Below are 25,498 nucleotides of genomic sequence, written 5' to 3' on the forward strand. Positions count from 1 at the left end.
TTTATTTTTATTTAATTATTTTTATTTGCTTAAATTCAGGCTTTAGATTTTTATACATAATTCCTAGTTCGTGGATATTTTTGACTTCTATTAAGTTTCTAAAAAATTCTTCTTTATTTTTTAGAATAGGGTTAATGAAATATTTTTCAAATTTATATTTTGAGATTATTTCATGATTTTTTAAAGCCTCATTTAAATTGTTAGTGGGATCTATTTCAATATAGTATGTGTTTTCTTTTTTAAATGCAAATTGATCTCCCTTTTCTTTAAATTTATAATTATTAAGATATATGTCAGGGTAGATTTGAAAATCTGCTGTTTTTATCATAGTTGTTTTTGGGGTGCTTTTAGTATTTTCTTCTAGATCTCGGCTTTCTTTTTTTTCTATGGGCTTTAAATATTCCTTTTTTAATTTCTTATTTTCTTCTAAGTCGTCATTTTTACTTGTAATGCTTGGAGTGAAAGTTTCTTCATTTAAGGGTTTTTGATAAATTTCTTTTTTTTTAAAATTGTTTAATTCTTTTTGAAGTTTTAAAATAGTCTCTTCATTTTCCTTTATTTTATCTTCTAATTCTTTGAGTTTGTGTTTATCAGTTCTTATTTTTTTTTGATTTTCTTTGTTTATTGCTTCATTTGCGCTGATTTTTCTTTTTAGATCATTAATTATTCTTCCTATTGAAGATAAATTTTCCTCAATTTCTTCTAAGTTTTTATCTGAGTTATCTTTTTTTTTAAAATTCCTTAATTCTCTTTGCAAGTCTAAAATAGTGTTTTCATTCTCGTTGATTCTGTCTTCAAGTTCATCGATTTTTTTTTCATTAATAGCATAATATTTTTCGTTTTCATTAAGATTTTCTTTTAGATTGTTTATTATTCCTTCATTAGAAGGGTAATTGTCCTCATTTGTTKCTTCAATTTCATCATTATATTCATAATTGTCTTCAAAATCATCATCAGTTTCTTCTTCAATGTTTTCAATATTTATTTTTTCGTAATTTTCATCTTCTTTAGGCTTGATTTTTTTGTTAAGGAGCTTTTTTATTTCTACTATTTCGTTTTTTAATTTATTGGTTAAAATTTCATATTTTTTTGCTTTTTTTTCGATTGATTCTATTTTTTTATTTTCATTTTCCGATGTTTTTTGATTTTTGGTTTTTAAAAGCTTTTCTATGTTTTTAATTTTATTTTCATAATTTTCAATTACAGATTTTAGATCATTTTCGTCCATTCTTTTTTGGGGTAGTTTTTTGTCTCTTATATTTTCTGGCAATTTTAGATCTTTACCCTTTTTTGGGTCTTCATAAGAAACTATGTTTTTGTTTAAATGTTTTGAGGTATTTATTTGATCGCTTTTATTCCCAGAACTTTTAAATTCTTCACTTAAGTCTTCTAGAGGAATTTCAATGCTAGAGTAGCTTATTGTATTATTATTAGCCCCAAATAATGATATACATGAAAGTATTATAAAATACGTAAGGCTTCGATTTTTTGTTTTATTCATAAGGTCCTTGTTTTTATTCAGAAAACATCTATAATTTATAATGTTAGCATAATTTGTCCATTTATCAAAAGAGATAAAAATAGCCGGGGGCTATTTTTATTGACAAATAGTGCTGTTTTCAAATTAGTTTTAAGTGAATTTTTTATTAATTTATTTTAAGATTGTTGCATGTATTGGGTAGGGTCGGATGTTTTTGAGGTTTTATTTTTTAATCCTTTTTATTTATGCAATGTTAGGTTTTTACTAATTTAATTTTTTTGTTTGGTGGAGTTTTTGAGTTTAACAAATGTGGATGCGCATGAATTTTGGGCTTTGCCAGTTTGCTGCAATGTTAAAGATTCTTTTATTGAAGATTTTAGTTTTGTAGATGAACATGTAAATTCAATTTTTAGCATCAGTTATAAAGATAATATAACTTTAAAGTTTAGAGATTTTGTTGATTCTAATGAATTTAACTTGAAGCTTTTTGACAATAAAATAAGCTTTGAAGGTCAAATTCCTTTGGTTTTGTATTCAGACAATTTGGATTATTTACTAAAAGCAGAAAAAAGTGTTCTTTTTAATCTAAGAGTTGGTGATGCGAATAGTAGTTATTCTTCTGGATTTACAAAGAAAGAGTCTGGAACTTGCAATGTTTTGAATGCTTGTTATGAATTTAGCGATTACAATAGTTTTTCAGATGATTTTATTTTAGTTAAAATATTTTTTGATTCTGAAAATTTAATTATTGATGCTAATGTAGACAATATTTCTTTTTTAAAATTTTTTATTAGTGAAAATTTTGGTGTAAGTAAAGACAAAATAAAAATAAATTCTCTTGATAATTACTGGTCTAGCTCTATTTTCCCTATTTCTTTTAATGCAATTTTACAAGGCATTGTAATTTCAAAAAAGATTAATAAAAGGGTTAATATTGTTTACTACAAAAGACATTTTGGAATTTTAGATAATTTAAATTTAACTTTTTCAGTTTCTAATTGTTTAGTGGCGGATAATAAGCTCTCAAAAATTATTTTAGAAATTATAATAAATAGACCTTTAAATTTTTTATATAAGTTTTATTTTAAATTTATTAATAATATTTTCAAAAATTTGTTTTTTGATGGGTTTTTAGAAATTTTTTTTGTTGAGAATAAAAGCGATTTTATCTTTTTTTATGACAATCTTTTGGCATTTGAGACTTCTGTTTATAATTTTATTTATTCCAATTTTTATAATCTTGCTTTGTCGATGTCTTGTGAGCCAATAGGTTATTTGCTTACACAGATTAAAGGTGATTATGCTAGTTTTTTAAAAATTTTTAAAAAACTAGATTTAAAAAATTCTTTAATAAAGAAATCTGCCGTTTTAAGTGTTAATAAGGATTATGACATTTTTGATACTAGTCGAAGGGGAGTTGGTTTTGCTTATTTGAATTCAAGTGCTTATTTTTTAAGCGAAGAGCAATATGTTGTTGCTTTCTTATACAAGGATGGATTAAATGTATTTTTGCCCTACAGTATTATTGACAACAATTTAAGCAATTATTTGAAAAATAGTTTGGCTAAAACACTGGGCTTGCCTTATAGCAGTGTAAATTTTTTGATAGGCGAGAGTGTATTAGATTTTGGTAATTTTTATAACCTTCTTTTTAAAGATCCTTATTTAATTGAAAAAGCAATTTTAAGTATTAAGGACAATTTTTCTTCTTTGATAGATTCAGATTTTATAAATGAATATCCTGTAGTTTTTAAGGAAAAAATAGCTATTAGCGATGTTAATGATTGTGTGCTTGGGTGTTCTGTTGAGCTTAAATTTGAATTTTATTCTCTTAGCGCTGTTTTTAGCAATGTGAGCTTTTTTGTAGAACAAGGCAAATTTACTAAGCTTAAGTTAAATAACAAGAGAATTCGCACAATATTTGGATTAGCGGTTGATTATGTATTTTGTCGTGCTAATGTAAGTTGCGATATTAAAGATTGTTTAAGCTTAGAGTTTATTGAAGATGGCGAGTTTATTTTTTCTTTTAGAAGTGTTTTTATTGTTTCTGTTTCTGCAATTCGAACTGCTTTGATTCAGGTATTTGATTTTAATGCAAGCAAAACGCCCCTTGATTTTGAAGAAATTTTAAATAGTTGGAGTATAAAAATTGACATTAATTAATTTCAACTTAAATGGAGAGAGTATTTCAAAAAAGATTAGTCTTTCTTTGGGGACCAGAAATCTTTTGGATTCTATTTTTTTTGCTAAGAGCAATAGTTTGGAGTACATTGTTAATAACAGATTTTTTTTAATTTTATTGGATTTCAAACTTGTTTATTCTGATTTAATTCCCGCTTTTATTTTAAATGGTCGGAATGTAGTTACCCTTGAAGGACTTAAGAAAAAAAGTTTTTATAAGCACATGCAAAAGATTTTATTAGAAGACGATTTTAATTTTTGTAGCAATTGTTTTGAATCTAATATTTTGCTGTTTTATTACTTTTTGGAAAACGAGATTGTAAGCAAATCAGATATTTTAGGCTATAGAAAGTCATTAAAATGTAATTGTATGGATGTTAATACTTTTTTATCTCTTTATTTGAAAGCTGAAGAATTGTATAGAAAAAATGGCTAATGTTAAGGTTTATTATCCTGAAAGTTTTAATATACTATCTAATTTATTTAACAAAAATTTAAATAATTATATCATTTATAATGAGCTGGATTTTAAAAAAAATCCTGATTTGTTTAATAGAGAAACACCCATTGATAATTTTTTTATTGTTGGTAATTTTGAAAAATTTAATAAGGTATCTTTAAGGGGTAATTTTCTTGAGATGGGGCCTTGTGTGACTTACAACGAGATACTTCGGATTGGTAAGAAAAATATTCCAAGTTTGTTTTATGAATTTATTTCAAAATTTAATGATAAAATATATTTAAATAGTATTAACCTTGCAAATGGGTTTTATTATAAAAACACCGTTTTTGATATTTATCCTTTGTTGATAAGTCTTGATGCTCAAATTGAGTTTAAAAATGTTTTAACCAAAAAAACTTATGTTTTTAGTGCTTATAATTTAAATAGAGCTGAATATATTGCAAATCGAAACACTGTTCTTATTACTAAATTTAAATTTCCAATGATGAATTTATGGAACAGAAGCTTTTATCATAAAATATTTTTCAATACTTTGTCTTTTGACATTTTAGAAGAATCGGACATTATTTTTATATGTATTCTTTTAAACATAAAAAGAGACATTATAAATGATTTTTTGTTAAAGATATTTTATGATGACAAGGTGATAGTCATAAAGGATTTCCAGATTTTACTTTTAAACAAATCTTTGCCGCTTTCATTTTCTGAGATAGAAAATTCTCTTAAAATGTTGGATAAAAATATAAGAGATTCTAAAAATTTCAACATAGGAGAGAGAAATTTAAAGCTAATAAAGAATTTTTATTTAGACATATTAATGAGTTTTAATTTTTAATTGTTAGAATAAGTTTAATTACTATCTTTATTATGCTATATTTCTTATGTAAAGGGAATATATAATTTATTTTTATGTATTATAATGTAAAAAGTTAATCAAAAAAAACAATATTCATAATGAGGGGTTTCTGTACTTATGGTAAAAAAAGAAGCAATTATTAAGGCTGTAAACGGTTTGCATGTTAGGCCTGCATCAACTTTTGTAAAAAAAGCTAAAGAGTATTCTAGCGAGATAACAATAGAATCTGATGGAAAGTCTGTTAGCGGAAAAAGTTTGTTCAGGCTTCAAACTTTGGAATTATCATCAGGTAAAAAGCTTTTGATATGTGCTGAGGGTGAGGATGAAGAGATTGCTGCTTCAGAGCTTGCAGAGCTTATCGAATCTTTTAAGGAATGAATTTTAGAAGGATTTAAGTTATGACTTTATCGGGCAAAAGAATATCCAAAGGGATAGGCATTGGGGAAGTTCTTTGTATTAGGAAAAATTTTGATAAAATTATAAGTAGAGAAAAAATAGACTTTTCTCAGGTTGATAGCGAGATATCAAAATTCAATAAAGCGAAGTCAAAAGCAATTGAAGCGCTTAGGGATCTTGAGAGAAAAGCTATGCTTCAATTTGGAGATGATAAAAAAGGTATTTTTGAAGGTCAGGTGTTGATCGTTGAAGACGATGAACTTGATGAGCTTGTTATTGAGCTTATTGTAAAGGAAAATTATAGCGCTGCTTATTCTATTTATTTAGCGTTTGAAAATTTGGTTAAAAGTGTAGAAGATTATAAAGATCCTTATTTAAAAGAAAGAGCGTCTGATTATAAGGACATTAGAAATAGATTAATTTCTATCATTTTAGGCCAAGTATCCGATTTTTCTGAGATTAATAAAGATATTATTCTTGTTACCGAGGAATTAACCCCATCTGATACCATGCAATTTGACTTAAATTATGTTAAAGGGTTTTTAACTGCTGTTGGAGGAGAAACCTCTCATGCTGCTATTTTAGCAAGAACAATGGGGCTTCCAGCGCTTGTTATGACTTTGTCAGATATTGATGCGTTAAAGGATGGTGATAAAATAGTAATTGATGCAATGTCTTCTATTGTTATTAAAAATCCTTCTTCTGATGAGATTAATCTTTATGAAGGTAAGATTTTGCGACAAGTAGAGTTAGAAAAAGAGCTTTTTTCTTTAAAAGATAAAGATGCTGAAACAAAAGATGGCACAAAGGTGTTTTTAAAGGCAAATATTGGAACACCTGTTGATATTACCTATGTTAATAAATATGGTGTTGAGGGAATAGGTCTTTTTAGAACAGAGTTCTTATATATGAGATCTTTACAACCTCCAACAGAAGATGAGCAGTTTGAAACTTATAAGAGAGTTATAGAAACAATGGAAAAGAAAGGGGTTGTTACGATTCGTACTCTTGATGTTGGTGGTGATAAAGAAATTCCTTATCTTAATTTTAAGAAAGAGGAAAATCCCTTTTTGGGCTTTCGGGCACTTAGGATGTATAAGGAATATGAGGAATTAATCCAGGCGCAGTTTAATGCTATTTTTAGGGCCAGTCATTATGGTAAGATAAGGGTAATGGTTCCTATGCTTACCATATATGAAGAGATCGAAACGATAGAATATTTTGTTAATAATGCAAAAATCAACTTAAAGTCTAGAGGCTTGCCTTTTGATGAAAATTTGGAAGTGGGTTGCATGATAGAAGTCCCTTCTGCAGCTTTAATTTCCTCTAAACTTGCCAATAAATTGAAATTTTTTAGCATAGGGACTAACGATTTAACCCAATATGTTTTAGCTGTTGATCGTGGTAATCAAAAGATATCAAATTTATATGACAAGTATAATCCTGCTGTGTTGAAATTAATCAAAAAGGTTCTTGATGATGGGGTTAGTTCTGGAATTGATGTGTCTGTTTGTGGTGAGCTTGGAGGAGATGATGCTGGAGCACTGCTTCTTGTAGGCCTTGGGTTTAGGTCTTTAAGCATGATTCCTAGTGCTACGCTTAGAATTAAATATTTGCTTAAAAAGTATACAATAATGGAATTAGAAGAATTGGCAAATAAGGTTTTAAATAGTGATTCCAAGCAAGAAACTTTAAGTTATTTTGATAAATTTATAGGAGATTAGTTATGGGGTTTTTAGATTTTTTTAAAAAAACCGCTACATTGGATTTGATTGCTCCGATTAGTGGAAAAGTTATGTCAATTGATAAGGTTCCCGATGAAGCTTTTGCTGAAAAAATAGTTGGCGATGGAATTGCAATTCTTCCAACAAGCAATGAGTTGTTGGCGCCTTGTGATGGGAAAATAGGTAAAATTTTTAAAACCAATCATGCCTTTAGCCTTGAAACTAAAGAGGGCGTTGAAATTTTTGTCCATTTTGGAATTAATACTCTTAATTTAAATGGTAAGGGTTTTACAAGAGTTGCTGAAGAGGGCATTAATGTTAAACAAGGTGAAGTTATTATTAGGCTTGATCTTGAATATTTAAAAGAGCATTCAGAATCCGTTATTACTCCGGTTGTTATTGCAAATTCTGATGAAGTTTCAAGTATAGAATATTCTTTTGGAAGGCTTGAAAATGATTCTGAATATATTTTATCATCTTCAACTGTCTTGACAGAAGAAATTAGGCATAAAATATCTCAAACAAAGCCTGTTATAGCGGGCAAAGATTTGGTGTTGCGAGTTAAAAAGTAAAAAGAGAGAGCTTAAAACTCTCTCTTTTTACTTTTAATTATAAGAAGTCTTTTTCTATAAATTCGTTTATTATATTTATAAATTTTCCTGGATTTTTGCTGGGCATTCCTGAAGTTAACATAGCTTCTTCAAAAAGGAGAATGCTTATTTTTTCTAATTTTTCAGGCTCTAGATTTTTTAAATTTTGGACTATTTTATTATTAGGGTTTAATTCAAGTATTGGTTTTATTTCTTTTACTTCTTGTCCCATTGACAGCATGATTTTTTGCATTTGGTAAGTTGGATCATTGCTATCAATTATTATTGCTGAAGGCTCTTTTATCAATGTTGCTGATAGATTGACTTCTTTTATATGATCCTTGAGGATTTCTTTTACTTTTGTAAGGGTATCTTTGAATTCTTCTTCAATTTTTTTGAAATTTTCATCTTTTAATTCATTGCTGGTTTCGTTTTTATTTATTGCCTTTAGTTTTAATCCTTCGTATTCTGGAATTAGATTTAAAATAGCTTCATCGAGTTCATCGTCCATGATTAAGATTTCAAATCCTTTTTCTTTATAAGCAGCTACTATTGGGTTTTCTTTTAATATATTTTCTTTACCGCCTGTTATGTAGTAAATGCTTTTTTGACTCTCATTCATTCTTTCTTTATACTCTTTAAAAGACACAAACCCATCTACACTTGAGGATTTAAACCTTATTAATGATATAAGCTTTTCTCTGTTTTCAAAGTCAGAATAAACACCTTCTTTAATGCATCTCCCAAATTCTTTAGAAAACTCTGAAAATTTTTCAGGATTTTTTTTACTTAGCTTTTCAAGCTCGCTTAGTATTTTTTTTACAGAAGATGATTTTATTTTAGACAAAATTTTATTTTGCTGTAAAATTTCTCTACTTACATTGAGTGGCAAATCTTGGCAGTCTATAATTCCTTTTATAAATCTTAGATAGTTTGGAAGCAAGCTGCCTTCAGAATCTGTAATAAAGATTCTATTTATAAATAGCTTTACCCCAGGCTTAGTGTTTGGGTAATATAAATCATAGGGAGCTTTGCTTGGGACGTAAAATAAATTAGTATATTCCAAATTTCCTTCGGCTTTTGTATGAATATGCATTAATGGATTTTCATAATCAAAGGTTGTATTTTTATAAAATTCATTGTATTCTTCTGCTTTAATTTCGCTTTTATTTTTTGTCCAAAGAGCAGTAGTTTCATTTAATTTTTCTTCTTTTTCTTCTATTCCCTCTTGTTTCCCGTCCTTCATTATAGGTTCGCTGTATTTAATATAAATGGGATAATTTATGTGATTTGAATATTTTTTGATAATTTCTTGAATTTTCCATTTATTAGCATATTCAAGGCCTTCTTTATTAAGATATAACTTTATTTCTGTACCTGACTCTTCTTTTTTTGCTTTTTCTATTTCATATCCTGTTTTGCCGTCGCTAGACCAAATATATGCGTCGCTTTCTAATGCTTTTTTTGATGTAACTTCTACTTTTTCTGATACTATGAATGCGCTGTAAAATCCAACTCCAAACTGGCCAATTAGGCTTGCAGATTTTTTTTCATCTTGTTTTAAATTGTTAATAAATTCTTTAGTTCCTGATTTTGCAATTACGCCAAGATGATTAGTTAAATCTTGTTCATCCATTCCGATTCCATTATCTTTAATTAGGATGCTTTTATCATCAAACGATATTTCTATTTTTGGTTCTAGAGCAATGTTTTTGAATTTTTCGTTTGTCAAGCTTAAAAACTTGAGTTTATCAATGGCGTCAGACGCATTTGATATCAATTCTCTTAAAAATATTTCTTTATGGGAGTAAAGAGAGTGGATGATTAAATAAAGCAAATCATTTACTTCTGTATCAAATTGTTTTTTCATGCAACTTTTCCTTTTCAATTTAATCTTTACTTTTTTTATAATATAACATAATCTAAAAATAATAAATAAAGCAATTTGTTTAAAATAGAAAATTAGAATCAAGGAGAATGCAATGGATGTAGGAATTTATGGACTTGGTGTTATGGGTAGTAATTTAGCTCTAAATATTGCTGATAACGGTTTTAATGTTTCTGTTTACAATAGAGATAATGAAAAAACTGAAATTTTTGTTAAACAAAATTCTCATAAAAAGATAAATGGTTTTAAAGATATTGAATCTTTTGTTAAAAGCTTAAAAACTCCAAAAAAAATCATCTTAATGGTGACAAGCTCTGCTATAGAAAAGGTTATTGAGCAAATTTTACCCTTTATGAATAAATCAGACATAATTATTGATGGTGGAAATTCTCATTATAAGAGCACAATGAGATTGGAAAAAGAATTGTTTGCTAAAGACATTTATTTTGTAGGACTTGGAATTTCTGGAGGGGAGAGAGGAGCAAGATTTGGTCCTGCGCTAATGTATGGAGGAAGTAAATCAGCCTATGAAATTCTTGAGCCCATGTTAAATAAAATTGCAGCTAAAACTAAAAATAATGATATTTGTTCGACTTATATTGGGGAGAACGGTTCTGGGCACTATGTTAAAATGATACATAATGGAGTGGAATACGCTGATATGCAGCTTATCAGCGAGGTTTATTTTTTCATGAAAAAAGCTTTCAATTTAGATAATTTGAAAATTTCTGAAGTTTTTGAAAAATGGAATGAAGGCGATCTTTCAGGGTATTTACTAGAAATAACTTCTAAGATTCTTAAATATAAAGAAAATAATGAATATTTAGTTGATAAGATTTTAGATATTGCAAATCAAAAAGGCACTGGTGTTTGGACAGCTATTGATGCTCTTGAATCTGGTGTGCCTGTAAATTTAATTGTTGAATCTGTTTTTTCAAGATTTATGTCGGGGTTAAAACACGAAAGGATTATTGCTAGCGATTTACTTAAGATGGATACTTCTTCTTTTGAGTTTGAGCTTAGTGATTGGATTTTAGATCTTTATTATGCTCTTTTAGTTTCAAAAATAGTAGCTTATGCTCAAGGTTTTATGATGCTTAAGACCGCGTCTGTGAATTATGGTTGGGATTTGAATTTAGGTAAAATTTCTTTGGTTTGGAGAGAAGGCTGTATTATTCGTAGCAGTTTTTTAGATAAAATTAAATTGGCTTATGATAAAAATCCTCATCTTATTAATTTGCTTTTTGATGATTATTTTTTAGATTTACTAAAAAATAATCACAAATCTTTAAGAAGAATAATTTCAAAGGCTAGTGAAATTGGGATTCCTTTGCCAGCATTTTATGCCAGCCTTTCGTTTTTAGATTCTTATTCTACTAATTATCTGCCTTCTAATCTAATTCAAGCACAAAGAGATTTTTTTGGTGCTCATTCTTTTGAAAGATTAGACTCAAAACGAGGTGAATTTTTTCATAGCGCTTGGCAATAAATTTAATAAATTAGAATGAATTGGTGTTAAAAGATATAGTACTTAGCAAATATTCCCCCAGCAAAGTTTGATTTTATGCCCGAATAGGTTCTATGTTGAGCAAGAGACCTTGTATTTGAGATGAATTCTATTGAAGGTGCTATTTTCATACCTATTTCTAAATTTTCTGTAATGTCGTAAAAAATAACCAATGGAATTCTCATTCCAAATCCTAATTCTACATTTATTAATTTAGATGTGTGAGACGATATGCTTATATTTCCTCCTATTCCAATTCCTAAATTTAAATTTTTTATCAAAGATATTGTAAAAATGAAATCAAGTGCTGCTATTGCTAATAAATTAAAATCATAAAATTTTGATTCAAGTTTGGGGCCTGATAGATTTATTCCATTACTACCACCATAGCCAATTTCAAAATCAATGAAAGGAAATGACATTATTAAGTTAATAATTGGATTTCCAATGCTTGCTCCAAAGCCAATTCCTCTATTTAAATATGAATCTTTTGTAAAACCATTTGTAGATATGTTTGCAATCATGATAAACAATATAAAAATTTTTTTCACCGTTGTCTCCCAAATTTTGTCTTATTATTATATTTTATTTTTGAATTTTAAAACAATAAAAACAAGACCTTGCCCTTAAAATCTTATGTTTAAGTTTTTGGGAGCTCGGTTTGATTTTTCAACAATTGTTCTTTTTTAAAACTTTTTAAAAAAGAATTTTATTATTAAGTAAACCAGAATCTTAGTCCCAATCCTGCGAATACTTCCCATCTAAATCCAACGCCATTACTCCAAACATTCATTCCAAGTCCGGGTGCTATTCGTAAAAATATGTCGAATTTCTTCCTAAATACTGCAATATTTAAGGCCAAAGGCAATCTTGCTCCAATGCTCATTGGTCCTGAGCCTGACTTACTGCCTCCAAATCTTGAAAACCATATTGTTCCATATCCCCCTGCGCCAACTGAAAAATCCAAAATATTAGCAGCTCCCGGGAATGTGTATATGTAGAAAATATAGTCTAATGCTATAAATAATGTTTTCCAGTCTGAAAACAAATTATTTACTCCGCTGTAAAGACCAATGTCAAGATCAAAGTTTCCTATATTAATCTGTAGAGCAATTGGTAATGGAAGTATAATTCCTGCTCCAAATTTACCCCTTGCAGATTCTTTTGAATTAGAAAATCCTGAGATTGGGGCTAATAAAATAATAATTGTCATAATAATTATTTTTGTTCTCATTGCTTTATTATCTCCTAAGTATAGCATTCTAGCCTTTAAAAGAATTTTAGTCCAATAATTTTTTTTATCTAAAAAGTGAAAACTATATCTTAAGAGAGCCTTTTATTCCAATAGAAAAGTTACCTTTTATTGGAAATATTAAATTTCCGTTAGGCATTTGGCCAATAAAAATTGATGGTGTTGTTTTTATTATAATTTCAATAATGTCATAATAAGCTTCATATATTATTCCCAAGGGCAAACCCACTCCGATTTTATAGGTAATCCCAGAAGAAACATTTGTTAAATCTGAGCTTGTAATTTTGCCTATTTCAAAAAATAGGCTAGATCCCAAGAAAAAGATAAAATTTGAATCTTTAAATTTTAAATTTAAAAATATATAGTCACAATATATTTTAAATAACAATGCTATTGGTGATTTTGGAAAAAATTCCGAGACACTCAATATTGTTACCCCTACTCCAATATCAAAGTTATTAATGCTGAATTCTATTGCAGTAGGGTAAGGTAGAATAAAACCAAATTTTATTTTAGTTTTTGCTTTTAAGCTTTCTATTTTTGGATCAGTTGTACTGTTTTGTCCAGTTATATTGTTTTTAGATTTTTCGTTTGTAAAAATATTTTCAACATTGAAAAATAATGTGATAATAATTATTAATAATCTGATTAGTTTGTTTTTACTTTGCATTGTTAACTTTTTTATATTAAATTTAATTTAACCTACAACTTTCTACCTTAAATTATAAGATAGAATTCTGTTAAAATTATGTTTTTTATTGTTTTTGGTAAATTAAATTTTATTAACTTCTAATTTGTATTTATCAATATATGAGGTAATATTAATCTTGATATTAGCATTCTATTTGCGATTTAAATTACATTCAAAGGGGCGTTTATGAGCACAGATTCAGATGTGCAAGATTCTTTAAGTCAGTATCTTTTATTTAGTTTGGACGAACTTTATGCTATTGAGATTAAATATGTTGTTGAGGTTTTAGAATATACTAAGATATCAAAAATCCCAAGGACTCCCAATTACATGGCAGGAATAATAAATAATAGGGGCAAAATCGTTCCAATAATTGATATTCGAAAACAATTTGGAATGAGCGATCGTGCTGTTGATGAGGATGATAAAAAGAGGAATAAGGGAGTTAACATTTCAAATATTATTATATTGAATTTGGTTTACGAGGGGGATGAATTTAATCTTGGAATTTTAGTAGATTATGTCAATGAAGTTCTTGAATTAGATCCATTTAGTATTGATGATGCTCCTAAGATTGGATCAGGGTTTAATTCAAAATTTATTTCAGGAATTGGCAAGAGTAATGATAAGTTTATTATTATTTTAAATGTAGAAAATTTGTTTGACGTTAGAGAGCTTTCTAAATTTAGAAATACAACAATATATGATCCTGAATATCAGCAGCAATAGGAGTTTTTAGTCATGATTTATAGGCCTGAAGGAGAGCTTGTAATAAATAGTATTTTTAAGGTAAAAGAAGATTTGTTGCATATTTTTAAGAAAATGAAAGAAGGGGATACTCTTATTATTGACCTTTCAAATGTTGAAAAAATAGATATTACTTTTATACAAATTTTGTATGCATCTAATAAATATGCTAAGAATAGAAATTTGTTTGTAAAAATTGAGTATCCATCCGATGAGGTTTTAAGTTCATTAATATATGGCGGGTTTTTAGTAGATATTGAAGATGTTGATAGCTTTGATTTAGGACTTAATTTAGTTGGATTTTAGATTTAAGGAAAGCTTATGGATAGTAGTGATGTTATTGATAAATTTAAGAATTCCTTTAAGGAAGAATCAATAGAAAATATTTCAGATATTGAGCAAGCGCTTCTTAATCTTGAGGTAAGCTCAGATCAAGATATTGTTAATTCTATTTTTAGAAATTTACATACCATAAAGGGAAGTTCTGGTATGTTTGGCTTTAATTTTACAGCATCGCTTGTCCACGAAATAGAAACAGTTCTTGATGTTGTAAAAAATGGTAAGGCTGCTTTTAATCAGGCGGCTATTGATGCTACCTTAATGTCTGTTGATTTTATTAGAGAGCTTATTGAAGGCGATGAAGTAATTTCTGAGATCGACTTTGATAAGCGTAAACAGTTTTTGGTAAATGAAATTAGAAAGGTTCTTGATATTTCTAATGATGTTAAGGGAGCTTTTCAAGAAGCTTTAGAAAATGATTTTTCAAAGTCTGATAACAGTTCGGTTTTGGAAGAGTCTGTTAAAGTAAATTCAGAGAATAAATTTGATGATGAGGCTTTGCAGTCTGAATTTAAGAGTTACAAAATTCTTTTTTCTCCGGCTAAGGGTATTTTGTTTCATGGGCACAAGCCTATAAATTTATTGAGCAAGTTGATTAATTTGGGTAGTGGTTATGTTAGGGCCAAAGTAGATAACATTCCTGATTTAGAGCTTATCTCTCCTGATAATGTTTATGTTGATTGGGAGATAAGGTTAGATACAGAAGAGAGTAGAGAGAGCATTGAAGATATTTTTACATTTTTAGATTCTCAATCAAAAATTGATATTCAAGAATTGGATAAATGTTTAGAGGCAAATGAAGGTGATAATGTAGAGTCTAAAAATTTTAATTTGTTGCACTTGGACAGAAACAGCAAAGACTTGACTAATTCTTCATTTGAAAAATCGGCATTTGTTGGGAAATCCTTTTTCAATGGAGATAAAAATAGATCTAATATTCAAGATGATACTGCTAGAAGCAAGGTTAATATTGCTAGTATTAAGGTGGATTCTAAAAAGCTTGATCATTTGGTAAATCTTGTTGGAGAACTTGTTACAATACAATCAAAACTTTCAAAAGAAGCTGAAAATAGGAATAGTAATATTTTAAATTCAATATCAGCAGAATTTTCTTTGCTTATTAATGAGCTTAGGGATTATACAACAGGGCTTAGAACAGTTCCTATTGAGATTTTGTTTGTAAAATTTCAAAGGATAGTAAAAGATCTATCTACTAGCCTTGGTAAGTCAATTCTTTATCATGCTTCTGGAGGCGACACTGTTCTTGACAAAAGTATTATTGAAAAGCTAAATGAACCTTTAGTTCATTTAATTCGCAACTCAATAGATCATGGAATTGAATCGGCTCAAGAGAGAGAAAGTTTAGGTAAAGATCCCAAAGGTATTATTAAGCTTTCAGCGTGTCAATCTGGGGATTCTGTTATTGTTATTATTGAGGATGACGGAAGAGGGCTTGATAAGAATAAAATACTTAAAAAAGCTATAGAGCGCAATATAATTTCTGATTCAGTTGCCAAAACCTTATCAGAGATTGATGTTTATAATTTGATTTTTGAGCCTGGATTTTCAACTGCAAGTTCTGTTACTGATATATCAGGTCGTGGAGTTGGCATGGATGTTGTCAAAAAACAGGTTGAATCTTTAAGGGGGCATGTTGTACTTGAAAGTGAATTTGGTAAATATACTAGAATCAAGTTAATTTTTCCATTGACTTTGGCTATTATTGAGGGTTGGCTTGTTAGAGTAAAAGATGAGCATTTTATTGTTCCTCTTTCTAATGTTGAATCTTGTTTAGAATCTAATAAGTTAATTTCTCAAATAGATGGAATTGAGACTAAAAGCAATGTAATGAATTATAGGGGCAGCATGATTAGTTATATTAGGCTTAGAGAGTTTTTTCAGGTTTCTAGCGAGAAGAGTTTAAGTGAGCAAGTTGTTGTTGTAAATACAAATAGTGGGAAAATGGGCATTGTGGTTGACGAAGTTTTGGGTCAACATCAAACTGTCATAAAGGCTTTGGGTAAAATTTATTCTCGAGTAGAAGGGGTTTCTGGAGCTACTATACTTGGTGATGGAAGTTTGGCTTTGGTTGTTGACATAGATGCAATAACTAAACTTATAAAATAAAGAAAATAGAAAATAGAAAATGCAGCTTTTTGGTTTTAAAGGTTAAAAATATTAAAATATAATAATGAAGATATTAGTAATTGATATTCAAGGTCTTATAAAGCAGGTTTTTGTTAGAGCTTTTTCTAAAGATAATGATGTTGAGATATTAAATGCTGGTTTTAATTCTTTAAATCTTATTAATGTATTTTTACAAAAGTTTCCAGATTTAGTTATTATTGATGAGAATACAGCAAGATCTAATTTTGGGAATTCTTTAAACAATGTCCTTAATAATATATCTCTTCCGGTTGTATTTATTGCTCAAAATGAAATGTTACCAAATTTTGGATGTCTTGAGCAAAGCAAGGAAAAGGTTAAATTAATAATAAATAAGCTTAATTTTAAGCTTACAGTTGATTTATTTCGCAGTAAGTATTTAGCTTTAATAAAGCTGGAGTTGAAAAATCTAGGCAAAAATAAATTAATATCTTCTTTTGAAGTTAAAAGGATTCAAGCACCCGATTTTTCTAGTAATTCTAAAGTAGAGCTGAGGGAAAATAATTTAAATGATTCAAGTATAAGAAAAAGTTATAGAGTTTCTGATGTTATTAATTTTGCTCCCAAAAATGATCCGGATGTTATTATTAAATATCAAGGCCTTATCAATAAGCACAAAACTGGTAAAATTATTGTTGTAGGCTCTTCAACGGGCGGTACAGAGGCTTTAAGAATTTTTTTAAGGTCTTTTAAAAAAGATTCTCCCCCAATTATTATTGTTCAGCATATGCCTGGAGGATTTACAAAATCTTTTGCAAAAAACCTAAACAATGAGTTTAATATTGATATTAAAGAAGCTGAGGATGGAGACATTCTTCGTCCAGGTCTTGTAATAATTGCTAATGGAAGTTATCATTTGATTGTAAAATATAGTAGCGGAAATTATTTTGTAAACCTATTAGATGGACCTCTTGTTAGTAGACATAAGCCTTCTGTGAATGTACTTTTTAGGTCTGCTGCAATGTATGCAGGCTCTAATGCTATTGGAGTTATCCTTACAGGTATGGGAGATGATGGTGCTGTTTGTATGCTTGAAATGAAAAAAAATGGCGCTTATACTATTGCCCAAGATCAAGAAACCTCTGTTGTTTTTGGTATGCCAATGGAAGCTATAAAAATAGGGGCTGTAGACAAAATCCTTCCTTTAAGCGAAATAGCAGATCATGTTCTAAGGAGATCTTAAAATGGATAATGACAATAATGGTTTTGATGCCAACGATTGTTTGGCAACCTTATTTCACAAACTTGAAGCTTTTGATGAAAGCACAAGGCATATTTATTCAAATTTAAGCAAATCAATTCCTAAATTAATAGAAAAAATTTCTAAAGATTCTAAGGATTTATCTTTTAGTATTGATTTGATTTCCAATCTTGATCTTGATAATGATTCTTCTTTGAATAATTTTATAGCCAAAATTATAGGAGCATTAGATGATTTTGTTGCTTACTTTAATTCTTCAACAACTTCTCTTGAATCTCAATTTAGCATAATACGGAGTAAGGTTAAAGATATAGAAATACTTGAAGATGTTATTGAAAGAATGAAAAAAAGCTCTCTTGATATGGAAATAATGTCTATTAATACGTTAACAGTTGCTATGAGAGCGGGTAAGGCTGGTGGAGCCTTTTCTTATATTACGAGTGAAATTAAGGTTTTAACCCAATCTATGATCAAACAGGCAGATCAACTTACAAGCAAGGGTCGCGAGGTTAAAATTGGTCTGGATAGAGCTAAAAATCAAGTATATGAAAGCAATACAGCTGAAAATAAAATTCTTGAAGAATTTAGAGATAATTTAATGAAAAAAATAGATGCTTTTTCAGATGGAATAGGAAGTGTCATTGCTCTTTATGATGATATTTTAAAAGTTTTATCTGAATTTAAGTTTAAACTTGTAAATTCTATTTCTTATCTTCAGTTTCAAGACAGGCTAACTCAATCTTTGCAACATTTAAATATTATGTATTCTAATATTGATGTTTTTAAATTTAGAGATATAAGTGAGATCCAAAAATTAAAAATTTTATCAGTTTTTACGGATACATCAAAAGTTATAGTAAAAGATGTTCTTGAAAAGCTTGAAAAAAATTATACTGTTTTTGAGAAATTTATTGATTCCTCTCTTAGTTCTATTCAAACCATTAACGATTTAAGGTCTGATAATTCTTTATACATAGATATTCCTAAAATAATAGAACAATTTTCTAGTATTTTGTCTGATCTGCTTAGAAGAATTGATGATGTTGAGAAGAATAATTCTAATTTTTTGAATTTATATTATGAACAGGTCAAGCTTATAAAATCATTAGAATTAATGTTTTCAAATATTTCAGCTATTTCTGCTAGGTTTCAAAATATTAATATAGCCTCAAAGATAGAAGTTGTCAAAAGATCTGAACTTAAAGCCATGGAGGGCAATATTTCAGAAATGTCTAAGATTATCAAAGAAATTGATTCTAACATTACCAAGGGAATAGAATTTTTGGATCAAATAATCTTTTTTCTTGAAAAAGTTGTTAAGGATTATGACAATAGATTTTATCTTGAAAAGAATTATTTTAATAAATTTAAAAAATTATTCATAGAAATTAAAAATGATATTCTTGACATTAAGAATATAGCTATTGATAATATTTTGTCTTATGAAGTTTTTTCAATTGAATTTATGGAAATATTTGAAGAGATTAAATTAGAAGTCTACAATGTTAGAAATTTAAAAAATTCTCTTTTAGATATAGATAACTTTTTAAGCAATATGGAAAGCAAAATAAATTTCAATCTTAATTTAGAATTATCTAAGGTTGGAATTCAATCTGTTGAGATTGAAGATAAAGAATTTGTTAATAGAATTGCTAATCGATTTACTTTATTTGTTCATAAAAAACACTTATTATCTTTGATAGAGGAAGCCGAGGATGTTCATTCCTTTGATGAGGGTAGTGTAATTTTGTTTTAATTTTTATATACTTTTTAGGAGGGTTTTAGGAGAAAATTAGATGAAAAAAAGAATTTTGGTTATTGATGACAATAGGGCAATAAGGCAAAGCGTTGCTTATATTTTAGAACAAAACGGTTTTGGAGTCTCAGAAGCAAAAGATGGTTTAGAAGGGGTTTTAAGGTTTAAAGAAGCAGTTGGGCAAGGAGATAAAGATTTTGACCTTGTTATTACAGATATCAACATGCCTAATTTAGACGGCATTGGGGTTATTAAGCAGATAAGAGAATTTGGCAGCTTTGTTCCTATACTTGTTCTTACCACTGAATCTGAGCAATCTAAGGTTGATGAGGGTCGTAAAGCGGGCGCTACTGGTTGGCTTGTTAAACCTTTTAATCCTGAAGCTTTAATGAAGACAATCTCAAAGATATTTTAAGTTTATATTTGCAATTAATTTGTAGACTTTAAAGTTTTATTATAATTAAAATGATTTTCAATATGTTATTTTAGAATAAGGACAACCTATTGAAAGAGGTGCTTTATCCTTATTTTAATAGTATTAAATTTTATTAATCATAAGGTTTATATTAAATTTTTATTAGTATAAACAAGTAATTTATGAAAGAAAATTTTTCTTAAAAGAAGCAATTATTTTATTAGTAATGCTTGATAATTTTGAAGCTTCTAAAAAAGCAATCAAAATACCGGTAGTCGGAGTCGAACCGACATGAAGTTGCCCTCACCAGATTTTGAGTCTGGCGCGTCTACCAATTCCGCCATACCGGCATTAACTTTTATTTTACTATAATAGTGCCAAAAAAATCATTATTTTTGTTAAAAACTTTTTCTAAGTTTTCAATATTATTTCCATTTACTATGTAAAGGGTAAGTCCAAGTTTTGAAGAGAGTTTTGTTGCTATTGGGTCAAAAGGTAAATTTAAGCCTGGATTCCACTTTTGGCCCACAATGTTTTGTAATTGTTTCCAATTTAATTTTTTAAAAGCTGTTGCGTTTTTAAATTTTTTTGGGTCTTTATCATAAACTTGATTTACGTTTGTTATATTTATGATATCTTTTTTATTAAATTTTTCTGCAAATTTTACGGCAATGTAATCTGTTGAGAATCCTGATTTCCATCCGGAAGCAATTAATATTTTTCCTTTAAAAGAAAAATTTTTTAAGGGATTAGTGACAATTTTGTCTTTACAAAAGGGATTCATTACTTTACTCAGAAATTCTGCGTTTAGTCTTGTTGATATTATTCCAATCTCATCAAGTTCATGAACTTTAAAATCAGGATTGATTTTTTTATAAGCATCTTGGTATTCTCTTGCAACTCTTCCTCCACCAACTATTAAAATGATTTTTCTTTTTTCATTTTCTAGTAGCCATTTAAAAACAAAGTTTTTAAAGTTTTTAATGAATTCTATGTTGATTTGGTTTGAATTTATTACTCCTCCTCCAAGACTTATTATTTCAAGCATTCAAGCTCCTTATTTGGGTTGATGTTTTTTAAATTTTTTACTTTTAATAATATAGCAATTTCTGCTAAACTTTTCATTAAAATAAGTTTGAAACAATACAAACTTGTTAATTATATATTACAATTTAATTGTTATGCAAAAAATTAAAAGAATTTGTTGTGAAGTGTTTTAGCGTTGATTTTGCTTAGCAGTTTTTATTTTGGAGGATATTGTGCATAAGTATAAAGTTTCTGTTATTATTTGTTTTTTTAATTCGGCTGAAACTCTTGATGCAATGATAAAGGATGCTGTTAATCAAACATTAAAAGATAAAGAAATTATATTAATTGATGATGGTTCTTATGATGGTAGTTTAGAGATAGCAGAAAAATATGCCAATAAGTATAGCTTTATTAAGATTTTTAGTCAAAAAAATATGGGTCTTTCTGCTTCTAGAGACAAGGGACTTTCTGAGGCTCAAGGGGAATATGTTATTTATTGGGATGGTGATGATTCTGTAGAGAGCACCATGCTTGAAGTTCTATATAACAGAGCAAAAGCAGATAATTCTGATATTGTTTGTTCTCAATTTTATATTTATTTTCTTGCAATAAATGTAAAAAGAAAATCTCTACTTCCTTTTCCTAATTATCCATTAACAGGCAAGGAGGCGTTTAAAAATTTGCTTTTTACTGTTTATGCGACTTTTGGAAGGAAAAATTTTGTTGTTGGAACGTTATGGGATAAATTGATTAGACGGGAATTAATTTTAAAGAATAATATTCGTCAGCAAAATGTAGTATTTGAAGATATAGTTTTTGTTATGCAAATTTTTTTAAAAGCTTCTAAAGTTTCTTTTGTAAATAATTATTTTTATACTAATTTCCAAAGAATGGGAAGCATGAGTTCTTCTATTAGTGTTTTACATAAATCTAAATTATCTCTTAATACAATGGAAACTTTATTAAAAAGAGAAGGTATTTTTAACGAATGTCAAAATTTGTATAAAAAATTTTTCTTGCAATTTTATTATTTTATTTCTTTTAAGCAAATTTATATTATTAGTTGGAATATCTCTGATAAGCTTGTTTATAGGGCTTATAAAGAAAAGCTTATTTCTGTTCTTGATGAGATTAAAGGATTATCTGAATTTCAAGATTGTTATGAATATGCAAAAAGTTTTGGATTTAATGAAATTCAAATTTTACCTAGAATTATGCTAAAAATTTGGAATTTTAGCTCAAGACTTTATGTAAATTTTTCTATATTTATTTATAAGTTTTTCATAAAAAATTGAATTTATATTTTTGATTTAATTATTTTTTATGTTTTAACTTTTAATATATTAAGGAGTGTTTATGGCTATTGAGGCTGTTAATGTAAAATTTTCCTATAAGAGAAAAGAAGTCTATTCGGATTTAAATTTAAACATTGAGACCCCTCAAGCCTATTTGCTTCTTGGCAAAAATGGAGTTGGAAAAACAACTTTACTTAAACTTGTAAGTGGACTTTTGGAGCCCTTAAAAGGGAAAATTTTGTTTAACTCTTTAGCASCTTTTCCAAGAAATCCCTTGAATTTAGTGAATTTGTTTTTTATTCCTGAAGAATTTTCACTTCCCAGATTGTCTTTAGCCGAATACAGCAAGGCTTTATCTATATTTTATCCAAATTTCAATGAGGCAGATTTTAAAAAATATTTATCGGATTTTGATCTTGATATTTCTCTTGACTTATCTTCAGCTTCTTTTGGACAGAAGAAAAAAAGTATTATTGCATTCTCTCTAGCTGCAAATGTTTCTTGTTTATTGTTTGACGAGCCAACAAATAGTCTTGATATTGTTTCAAAAAATGTTTTTAGAAACATGCTTTCTAATTTAAAGGATAGAATCATTTTTATTACAGGCCACAATGTAAGAGATTTGGCAGGGGTTGTGGATTATTTAATCATTGTTGGGGAAAAGTCAATTCTTTTTTCCAATTCAGTATCTTATATTAATAAAAATTATAAGATTAAAATTATCAGCGAGCTGAATGGAAATGAATTATATTATGAAAAAAATAAGGATGGATTTAAGGCGCTTTATTTTGAGAGTAGCAATGGCGCTGAAGTTGTTGATATTGAGTTTTTCTTTTTATATGTTACTGAAAATAAAAAGAAGAGGTAATAAAAGATGTTTAGCTTAAAAAGATTTTTGAATTTATTTTATTTTGATTTTATTTACAATAAAAAATTCTATACTTTATTAATAATTCAAGTTTTAGGAATGATATTTATATCTTATTTGCTTGTTAGATTTTATTTTAATTTTTCAGCAACTGATTTTTTAAAATTTTTTGCTCCTAAAATTTTTATTTTAACCTTGATTATATCGATTTTTACCATGTGTGATTATTACAAAGTAATTCACGATCCGTTCAGAAATATTCTTTATTTATCTTTGCCTGTTTCAACTTTTGAGCATTATTTTTTCAATTTAATTAAATATTTATTTGCACTACCTTTAATTTTAATATTTATTTATTATTTAGGGGTTAATATTTTTTTATTCCTAGATAATGCATTCTTTTTAAGAGGCGAGGGTACTCCATTCTTAGAATTAAGATATTTTTATGATTTTTTATTTGTTCGTTATTTTAATTTTTTATCTATTTTTCCAATCTTTATGTTTTTTAGAATAACTTTTAAAACGCATCCTTTTGTTAAGGTTTTGATATTCTTTTTAGGGACCATTGTGTTATTGTTTTTTTCTACGTCTTTTCTTTATTTGGGTTTTAAATATGTGCCATGTTCTTCGGATTTAATTTTTTCTTTTGACAGATTTTTAGGCGACCTATTTTTTAAAATAGTTTATAGTTTGGGATTTTTTTTATATTTGGCTTCATATTTTAAGATAGTAGACTTTGGAAGTATTAGAAAAAAAAGCAATTTGTTTGCTATTCTTGGGTTTTTAGTTTTTTTGGCAATGTTTAATTATTACTATTTAACCAAAGGTTCATTATATTGTTTTGTTAATTATAATTAAAATAGTTTAAAAGATTTAAAACAATGGCTTAGAAATAGCTTTTTAGCTAAGCATTAATAATTTTTATTTTAATTTAATGTTTTTGTTTGTTTTAATGCAAGTATATTTTATTATGATTTGTGAATTCTTTTTAAGCATAAGCTTAATTGGATTGAAATTTAAAGTTTTAATTTTGGGGTATACATGAAAAAAAACTTAAAGATTTTAGTAATAACAGGAGGCGTGATCTCTGGAATTGGTAAAGGAGTTACATCGGCAAGTATTGCAAGGTTGTTTAGATATGATTTTAGAGTTACTCCAATTAAATGTGATGGGTATTTAAATACTGATCCTGGTACTATTAATCCTGTTGAGCACGGAGAAGTTTTTGTGCTTGATGATGGAGGAGAGGTTGATATGGACTTTGGTCATTACGAGAGGTTTTTAAATCTTAATGCCAAGTCTAGTTGGAACATTACAATGGGCAAAATATACAAAAAGATACTTGAAAATGAGCGAAAGGGTAAATATTTGGGAAGAACAGTTCAGCTTATTCCCCATGTTACTGATGAGATCAAATCTACAATTTTTCAGATTGCAAGTTCTGAGAATAGTGATATGTTGATAATTGAAATTGGTGGAACCGTAGGAGATATGGAAAATATTTTATTTATTGAGACAGTAAGACAAATAAGACAGGAGATTGGGAGTGGTAATATTTCTTTTATTCATTTAACATATGTGCCAAGTCCAGCTGGAATTAATGAGCAAAAATCTAAACCTACTCAACAAAGTGTTAAAACCTTAAATAAAGCAGGTATTTTCCCCGATTTAATTATTGCTAGAAGTTCACAAGTATTGACAGACCAAATCAGAAAAAAAGTGGCAATGTTTTGCAATGTTGAGAGCACTTCTATTATTGACAATGTTGATGTTTCTACTATTTATGAAATTCCTATATCTTTTTATAAGCAGGGTGTACATGAGATTTTAAGCTCTAAGTTAAATATTAAGGTTGATCCAAAAATAGAAGAGCTTTCAAAGCTTGTAGGAGTTATAAAATCTAATTTTTTTGTGCCTAAAAAAATTATTAATATTGCTATTTGTGGTAAATATGCTGAACTTGATGATTCTTATGCATCAATTAGAGAGTCTTTGGTTCATGTTGCAGCCCATTTGGATTTGCTTATTAAAAGCACTTTAATTGATTCTAATGATTTAAATGAGAGCTGTTTAAAAGAGTTTGACGGCATTATTGTTCCTGGCGGCTTTGGAGGCAAAGGATATGAAGGTAAAATTATGGCTATTAAATATGCTCGTGAGAATAATATTCCCTTTCTTGGAATTTGTCTTGGTTTGCAGCTTGCTGTAATAGAATTTGCTCGTAATGTTTGTGGAATACTTGATGCTGATACGGAGGAAAATTTAGCAAGAGACAAGCCCTTAAAAAGTCCTGTTATCCATTTACTTCCTGAGCAAAAGGGAATTAAAGATAAGGGCGCTACAATGAGGCTTGGTGGATATCCTGTGATTCTTAAAAAGAATACAATAGCTTTTAAACTTTATGGCCAAGATCGGATAATTGAAAGATTTAGACATAGGTATGAAGTCAATAATGATTATATAGATTTATTTGCAAAAAATGGGCTTATAGTATCTGGATTTTCAAGTGATTTTAAAATGGCAAAATTAATAGAAATTCCTGAAAATAAATTTTTCGTAGCTTGCCAGTTTCATCCAGAACTTATTACAAGAATAGAAAATCCAGCCAAGCTTTTTCTAGGATTAATTAAAGCTTGTATTTGAGTGTCTATTTG

Annotated in this window: 23 protein-coding genes and 1 tRNA gene; 17 read left to right on the forward strand and 7 right to left on the reverse strand. The window is 28.1% G+C overall.

The genetic code is table 11. From position 1 onward, the window contains the following. Positions 1–7: 7 nt before the first annotated feature. A complete protein-coding gene (locus BB_RS02775) occupies positions 8–1,501 on the reverse strand; it encodes a hypothetical protein (protein WP_023591460.1) in 1,494 nt (497 codons plus the stop codon). Between the two features lie 273 nt (positions 1,502–1,774). Between BB_RS02775 and BB_RS02780 the strand changes: the two genes are divergently transcribed. The 6 genes from BB_RS02780 to crr all read left to right on the forward strand — a co-directional run bounded on the left by BB_RS02780 (position 1,775) and on the right by crr (position 7,672). Next, entirely contained in the window at positions 1,775–3,643 is a 1,869-nt protein-coding gene (locus BB_RS02780; protein WP_010889765.1) for a hypothetical protein, read from the forward strand. Continuing rightward, positions 3,630–4,097, forward strand: coding sequence for a hypothetical protein (locus tag BB_RS02785; RefSeq protein WP_002557143.1), 468 nt, complete (start codon positions 3,630–3,632; stop codon positions 4,095–4,097). Before BB_RS02780 ends, BB_RS02785 begins: the two co-directional genes overlap by 14 nt. Further along, on the forward strand, positions 4,090–4,959 hold the full coding sequence (locus BB_RS02790; protein ID WP_002557144.1) for an FAD binding domain-containing protein: 870 nt from the start codon (positions 4,090–4,092) through the stop codon (positions 4,957–4,959). The genes BB_RS02785 and BB_RS02790 overlap by 8 nt, the downstream gene beginning before the upstream one ends. Before the next feature lie 138 nt (positions 4,960–5,097). Further along, positions 5,098–5,358: an HPr family phosphocarrier protein gene (locus BB_RS02795; RefSeq protein WP_002557145.1), complete on the forward strand. Its 261-nt coding sequence runs from the start codon at positions 5,098–5,100 to the stop codon at positions 5,356–5,358. 20 nt (positions 5,359–5,378) lie between these two features. After that, a complete protein-coding gene (ptsP, locus tag BB_RS02800) occupies positions 5,379–7,100 on the forward strand; it encodes a phosphoenolpyruvate--protein phosphotransferase (protein ID WP_002656738.1) in 1,722 nt (573 codons plus the stop codon). Between the two features lie 2 nt (positions 7,101–7,102). Next, positions 7,103–7,672 carry a PTS glucose transporter subunit IIA gene (gene crr / locus BB_RS02805; RefSeq protein WP_002557147.1) on the forward strand — a complete coding sequence of 190 codons (570 nt, stop codon included), beginning with the start codon at positions 7,103–7,105 and terminating at the stop codon, positions 7,670–7,672. Between the two features lie 37 nt (positions 7,673–7,709). On the opposite strand, the gene htpG is transcribed toward crr, so the two are convergent. Continuing rightward, positions 7,710–9,560, reverse strand: coding sequence for a molecular chaperone HtpG (gene htpG / locus BB_RS02810; RefSeq protein ID WP_002557148.1), 1,851 nt, complete (start codon positions 9,558–9,560; stop codon positions 7,710–7,712). A 112-nt stretch (positions 9,561–9,672) separates the two neighbouring features. Between htpG and gnd the strand changes: the two genes are divergently transcribed. Beyond that, positions 9,673–11,067, forward strand: a complete 1,395-nt coding sequence (gene gnd, locus BB_RS02815; protein ID WP_010889766.1) for a decarboxylating NADP(+)-dependent phosphogluconate dehydrogenase — start codon at positions 9,673–9,675, stop codon at positions 11,065–11,067. A 26-nt stretch (positions 11,068–11,093) separates the two neighbouring features. On the opposite strand, the gene BB_RS02820 is transcribed toward gnd, so the two are convergent. From BB_RS02820 to BB_RS02830, 3 genes are all read right to left on the reverse strand, one after another. Next, positions 11,094–11,636: a DUF3996 domain-containing protein gene (locus tag BB_RS02820; protein ID WP_002657001.1), complete on the reverse strand. Its 543-nt coding sequence runs from the start codon at positions 11,634–11,636 to the stop codon at positions 11,094–11,096. Between the two features lie 164 nt (positions 11,637–11,800). Continuing rightward, entirely contained in the window at positions 11,801–12,319 is a 519-nt protein-coding gene (locus BB_RS02825; protein WP_002656613.1) for a DUF3996 domain-containing protein, read from the reverse strand. An 82-nt stretch (positions 12,320–12,401) separates the two neighbouring features. Next, on the reverse strand, positions 12,402–13,007 hold the full coding sequence (locus BB_RS02830) for a DUF3996 domain-containing protein (RefSeq protein ID WP_002662669.1): 606 nt from the start codon (positions 13,005–13,007) through the stop codon (positions 12,402–12,404). A gap of 207 nt (positions 13,008–13,214) precedes the next feature. Here BB_RS02830 and BB_RS02835 point away from each other — a divergent pair, with 207 nt between their 5' ends. From BB_RS02835 to BB_RS02860, 6 genes are all read left to right on the forward strand, one after another. Then, the gene (locus tag BB_RS02835) at positions 13,215–13,757 is read left to right on the forward strand and encodes a chemotaxis protein CheW (protein ID WP_002557153.1); all 543 of its coding nucleotides are present in this window, start codon (positions 13,215–13,217) and stop codon (positions 13,755–13,757) included. Between the two features lie 12 nt (positions 13,758–13,769). After that, entirely contained in the window at positions 13,770–14,081 is a 312-nt protein-coding gene (locus BB_RS02840) for an STAS domain-containing protein (protein ID WP_002557154.1), read from the forward strand. Between the two features lie 15 nt (positions 14,082–14,096). Beyond that, entirely contained in the window at positions 14,097–16,241 is a 2,145-nt protein-coding gene (locus BB_RS02845) for a chemotaxis protein CheA (protein ID WP_010889767.1), read from the forward strand. A gap of 64 nt (positions 16,242–16,305) precedes the next feature. Beyond that, positions 16,306–17,463 (forward strand): CheB methylesterase domain-containing protein, encoded by a 1,158-nt coding sequence (locus BB_RS02850; protein WP_002557156.1) that lies wholly within the window; start codon positions 16,306–16,308, stop codon positions 17,461–17,463. 1 nt (position 17,464) lies between these two features. Beyond that, positions 17,465–19,237 (forward strand): BB0569 family chemotaxis protein, encoded by a 1,773-nt coding sequence (locus tag BB_RS02855; protein ID WP_002658057.1) that lies wholly within the window; start codon positions 17,465–17,467, stop codon positions 19,235–19,237. A gap of 40 nt (positions 19,238–19,277) precedes the next feature. Beyond that, complete coding sequence (locus BB_RS02860; RefSeq protein WP_002658059.1) at positions 19,278–19,652, forward strand: response regulator; 375 nt, start codon at positions 19,278–19,280, stop codon at positions 19,650–19,652. 266 nt (positions 19,653–19,918) lie between these two features. Here BB_RS02860 and BB_RS02865 read toward each other — a convergent pair. Both BB_RS02865 and pyrH read right to left on the reverse strand, forming a co-directional pair. Further along, positions 19,919–20,002 (reverse strand) — tRNA-Leu (locus BB_RS02865). A gap of 8 nt (positions 20,003–20,010) precedes the next feature. Further along, positions 20,011–20,700, reverse strand: coding sequence for a UMP kinase (gene pyrH / locus BB_RS02870; protein ID WP_002665224.1), 690 nt, complete (start codon positions 20,698–20,700; stop codon positions 20,011–20,013). Between the two features lie 199 nt (positions 20,701–20,899). On the opposite strand from pyrH, the gene BB_RS02875 reads away from it, so the two are divergent. The 4 genes from BB_RS02875 to pyrG all read left to right on the forward strand — a co-directional run bounded on the left by BB_RS02875 (position 20,900) and on the right by pyrG (position 25,487). Further along, positions 20,900–21,976: a glycosyltransferase family 2 protein gene (locus tag BB_RS02875; RefSeq protein WP_002665235.1), complete on the forward strand. Its 1,077-nt coding sequence runs from the start codon at positions 20,900–20,902 to the stop codon at positions 21,974–21,976. A gap of 61 nt (positions 21,977–22,037) precedes the next feature. Next, positions 22,038–22,844, forward strand: a complete 807-nt coding sequence (locus BB_RS02880) for an ATP-binding cassette domain-containing protein (RefSeq protein ID WP_023003296.1) — start codon at positions 22,038–22,040, stop codon at positions 22,842–22,844. Between the two features lie 6 nt (positions 22,845–22,850). Next, positions 22,851–23,702 carry a membrane protein gene (locus tag BB_RS02885; RefSeq protein WP_002557162.1) on the forward strand — a complete coding sequence of 284 codons (852 nt, stop codon included), beginning with the start codon at positions 22,851–22,853 and terminating at the stop codon, positions 23,700–23,702. Positions 23,703–23,885: 183 nt separating this feature from the next. After that, on the forward strand, positions 23,886–25,487 hold the full coding sequence (gene pyrG / locus BB_RS02890) for a glutamine hydrolyzing CTP synthase (protein ID WP_002657046.1): 1,602 nt from the start codon (positions 23,886–23,888) through the stop codon (positions 25,485–25,487). Positions 25,488–25,498 lie beyond the last annotated feature (11 nt).

Origin of the sequence: Borreliella burgdorferi B31 (assembly GCF_000008685.2) — a bacterium.
In the GTDB taxonomy this organism is placed as follows: domain Bacteria; phylum Spirochaetota; class Spirochaetia; order Borreliales; family Borreliaceae; genus Borreliella; species Borreliella burgdorferi.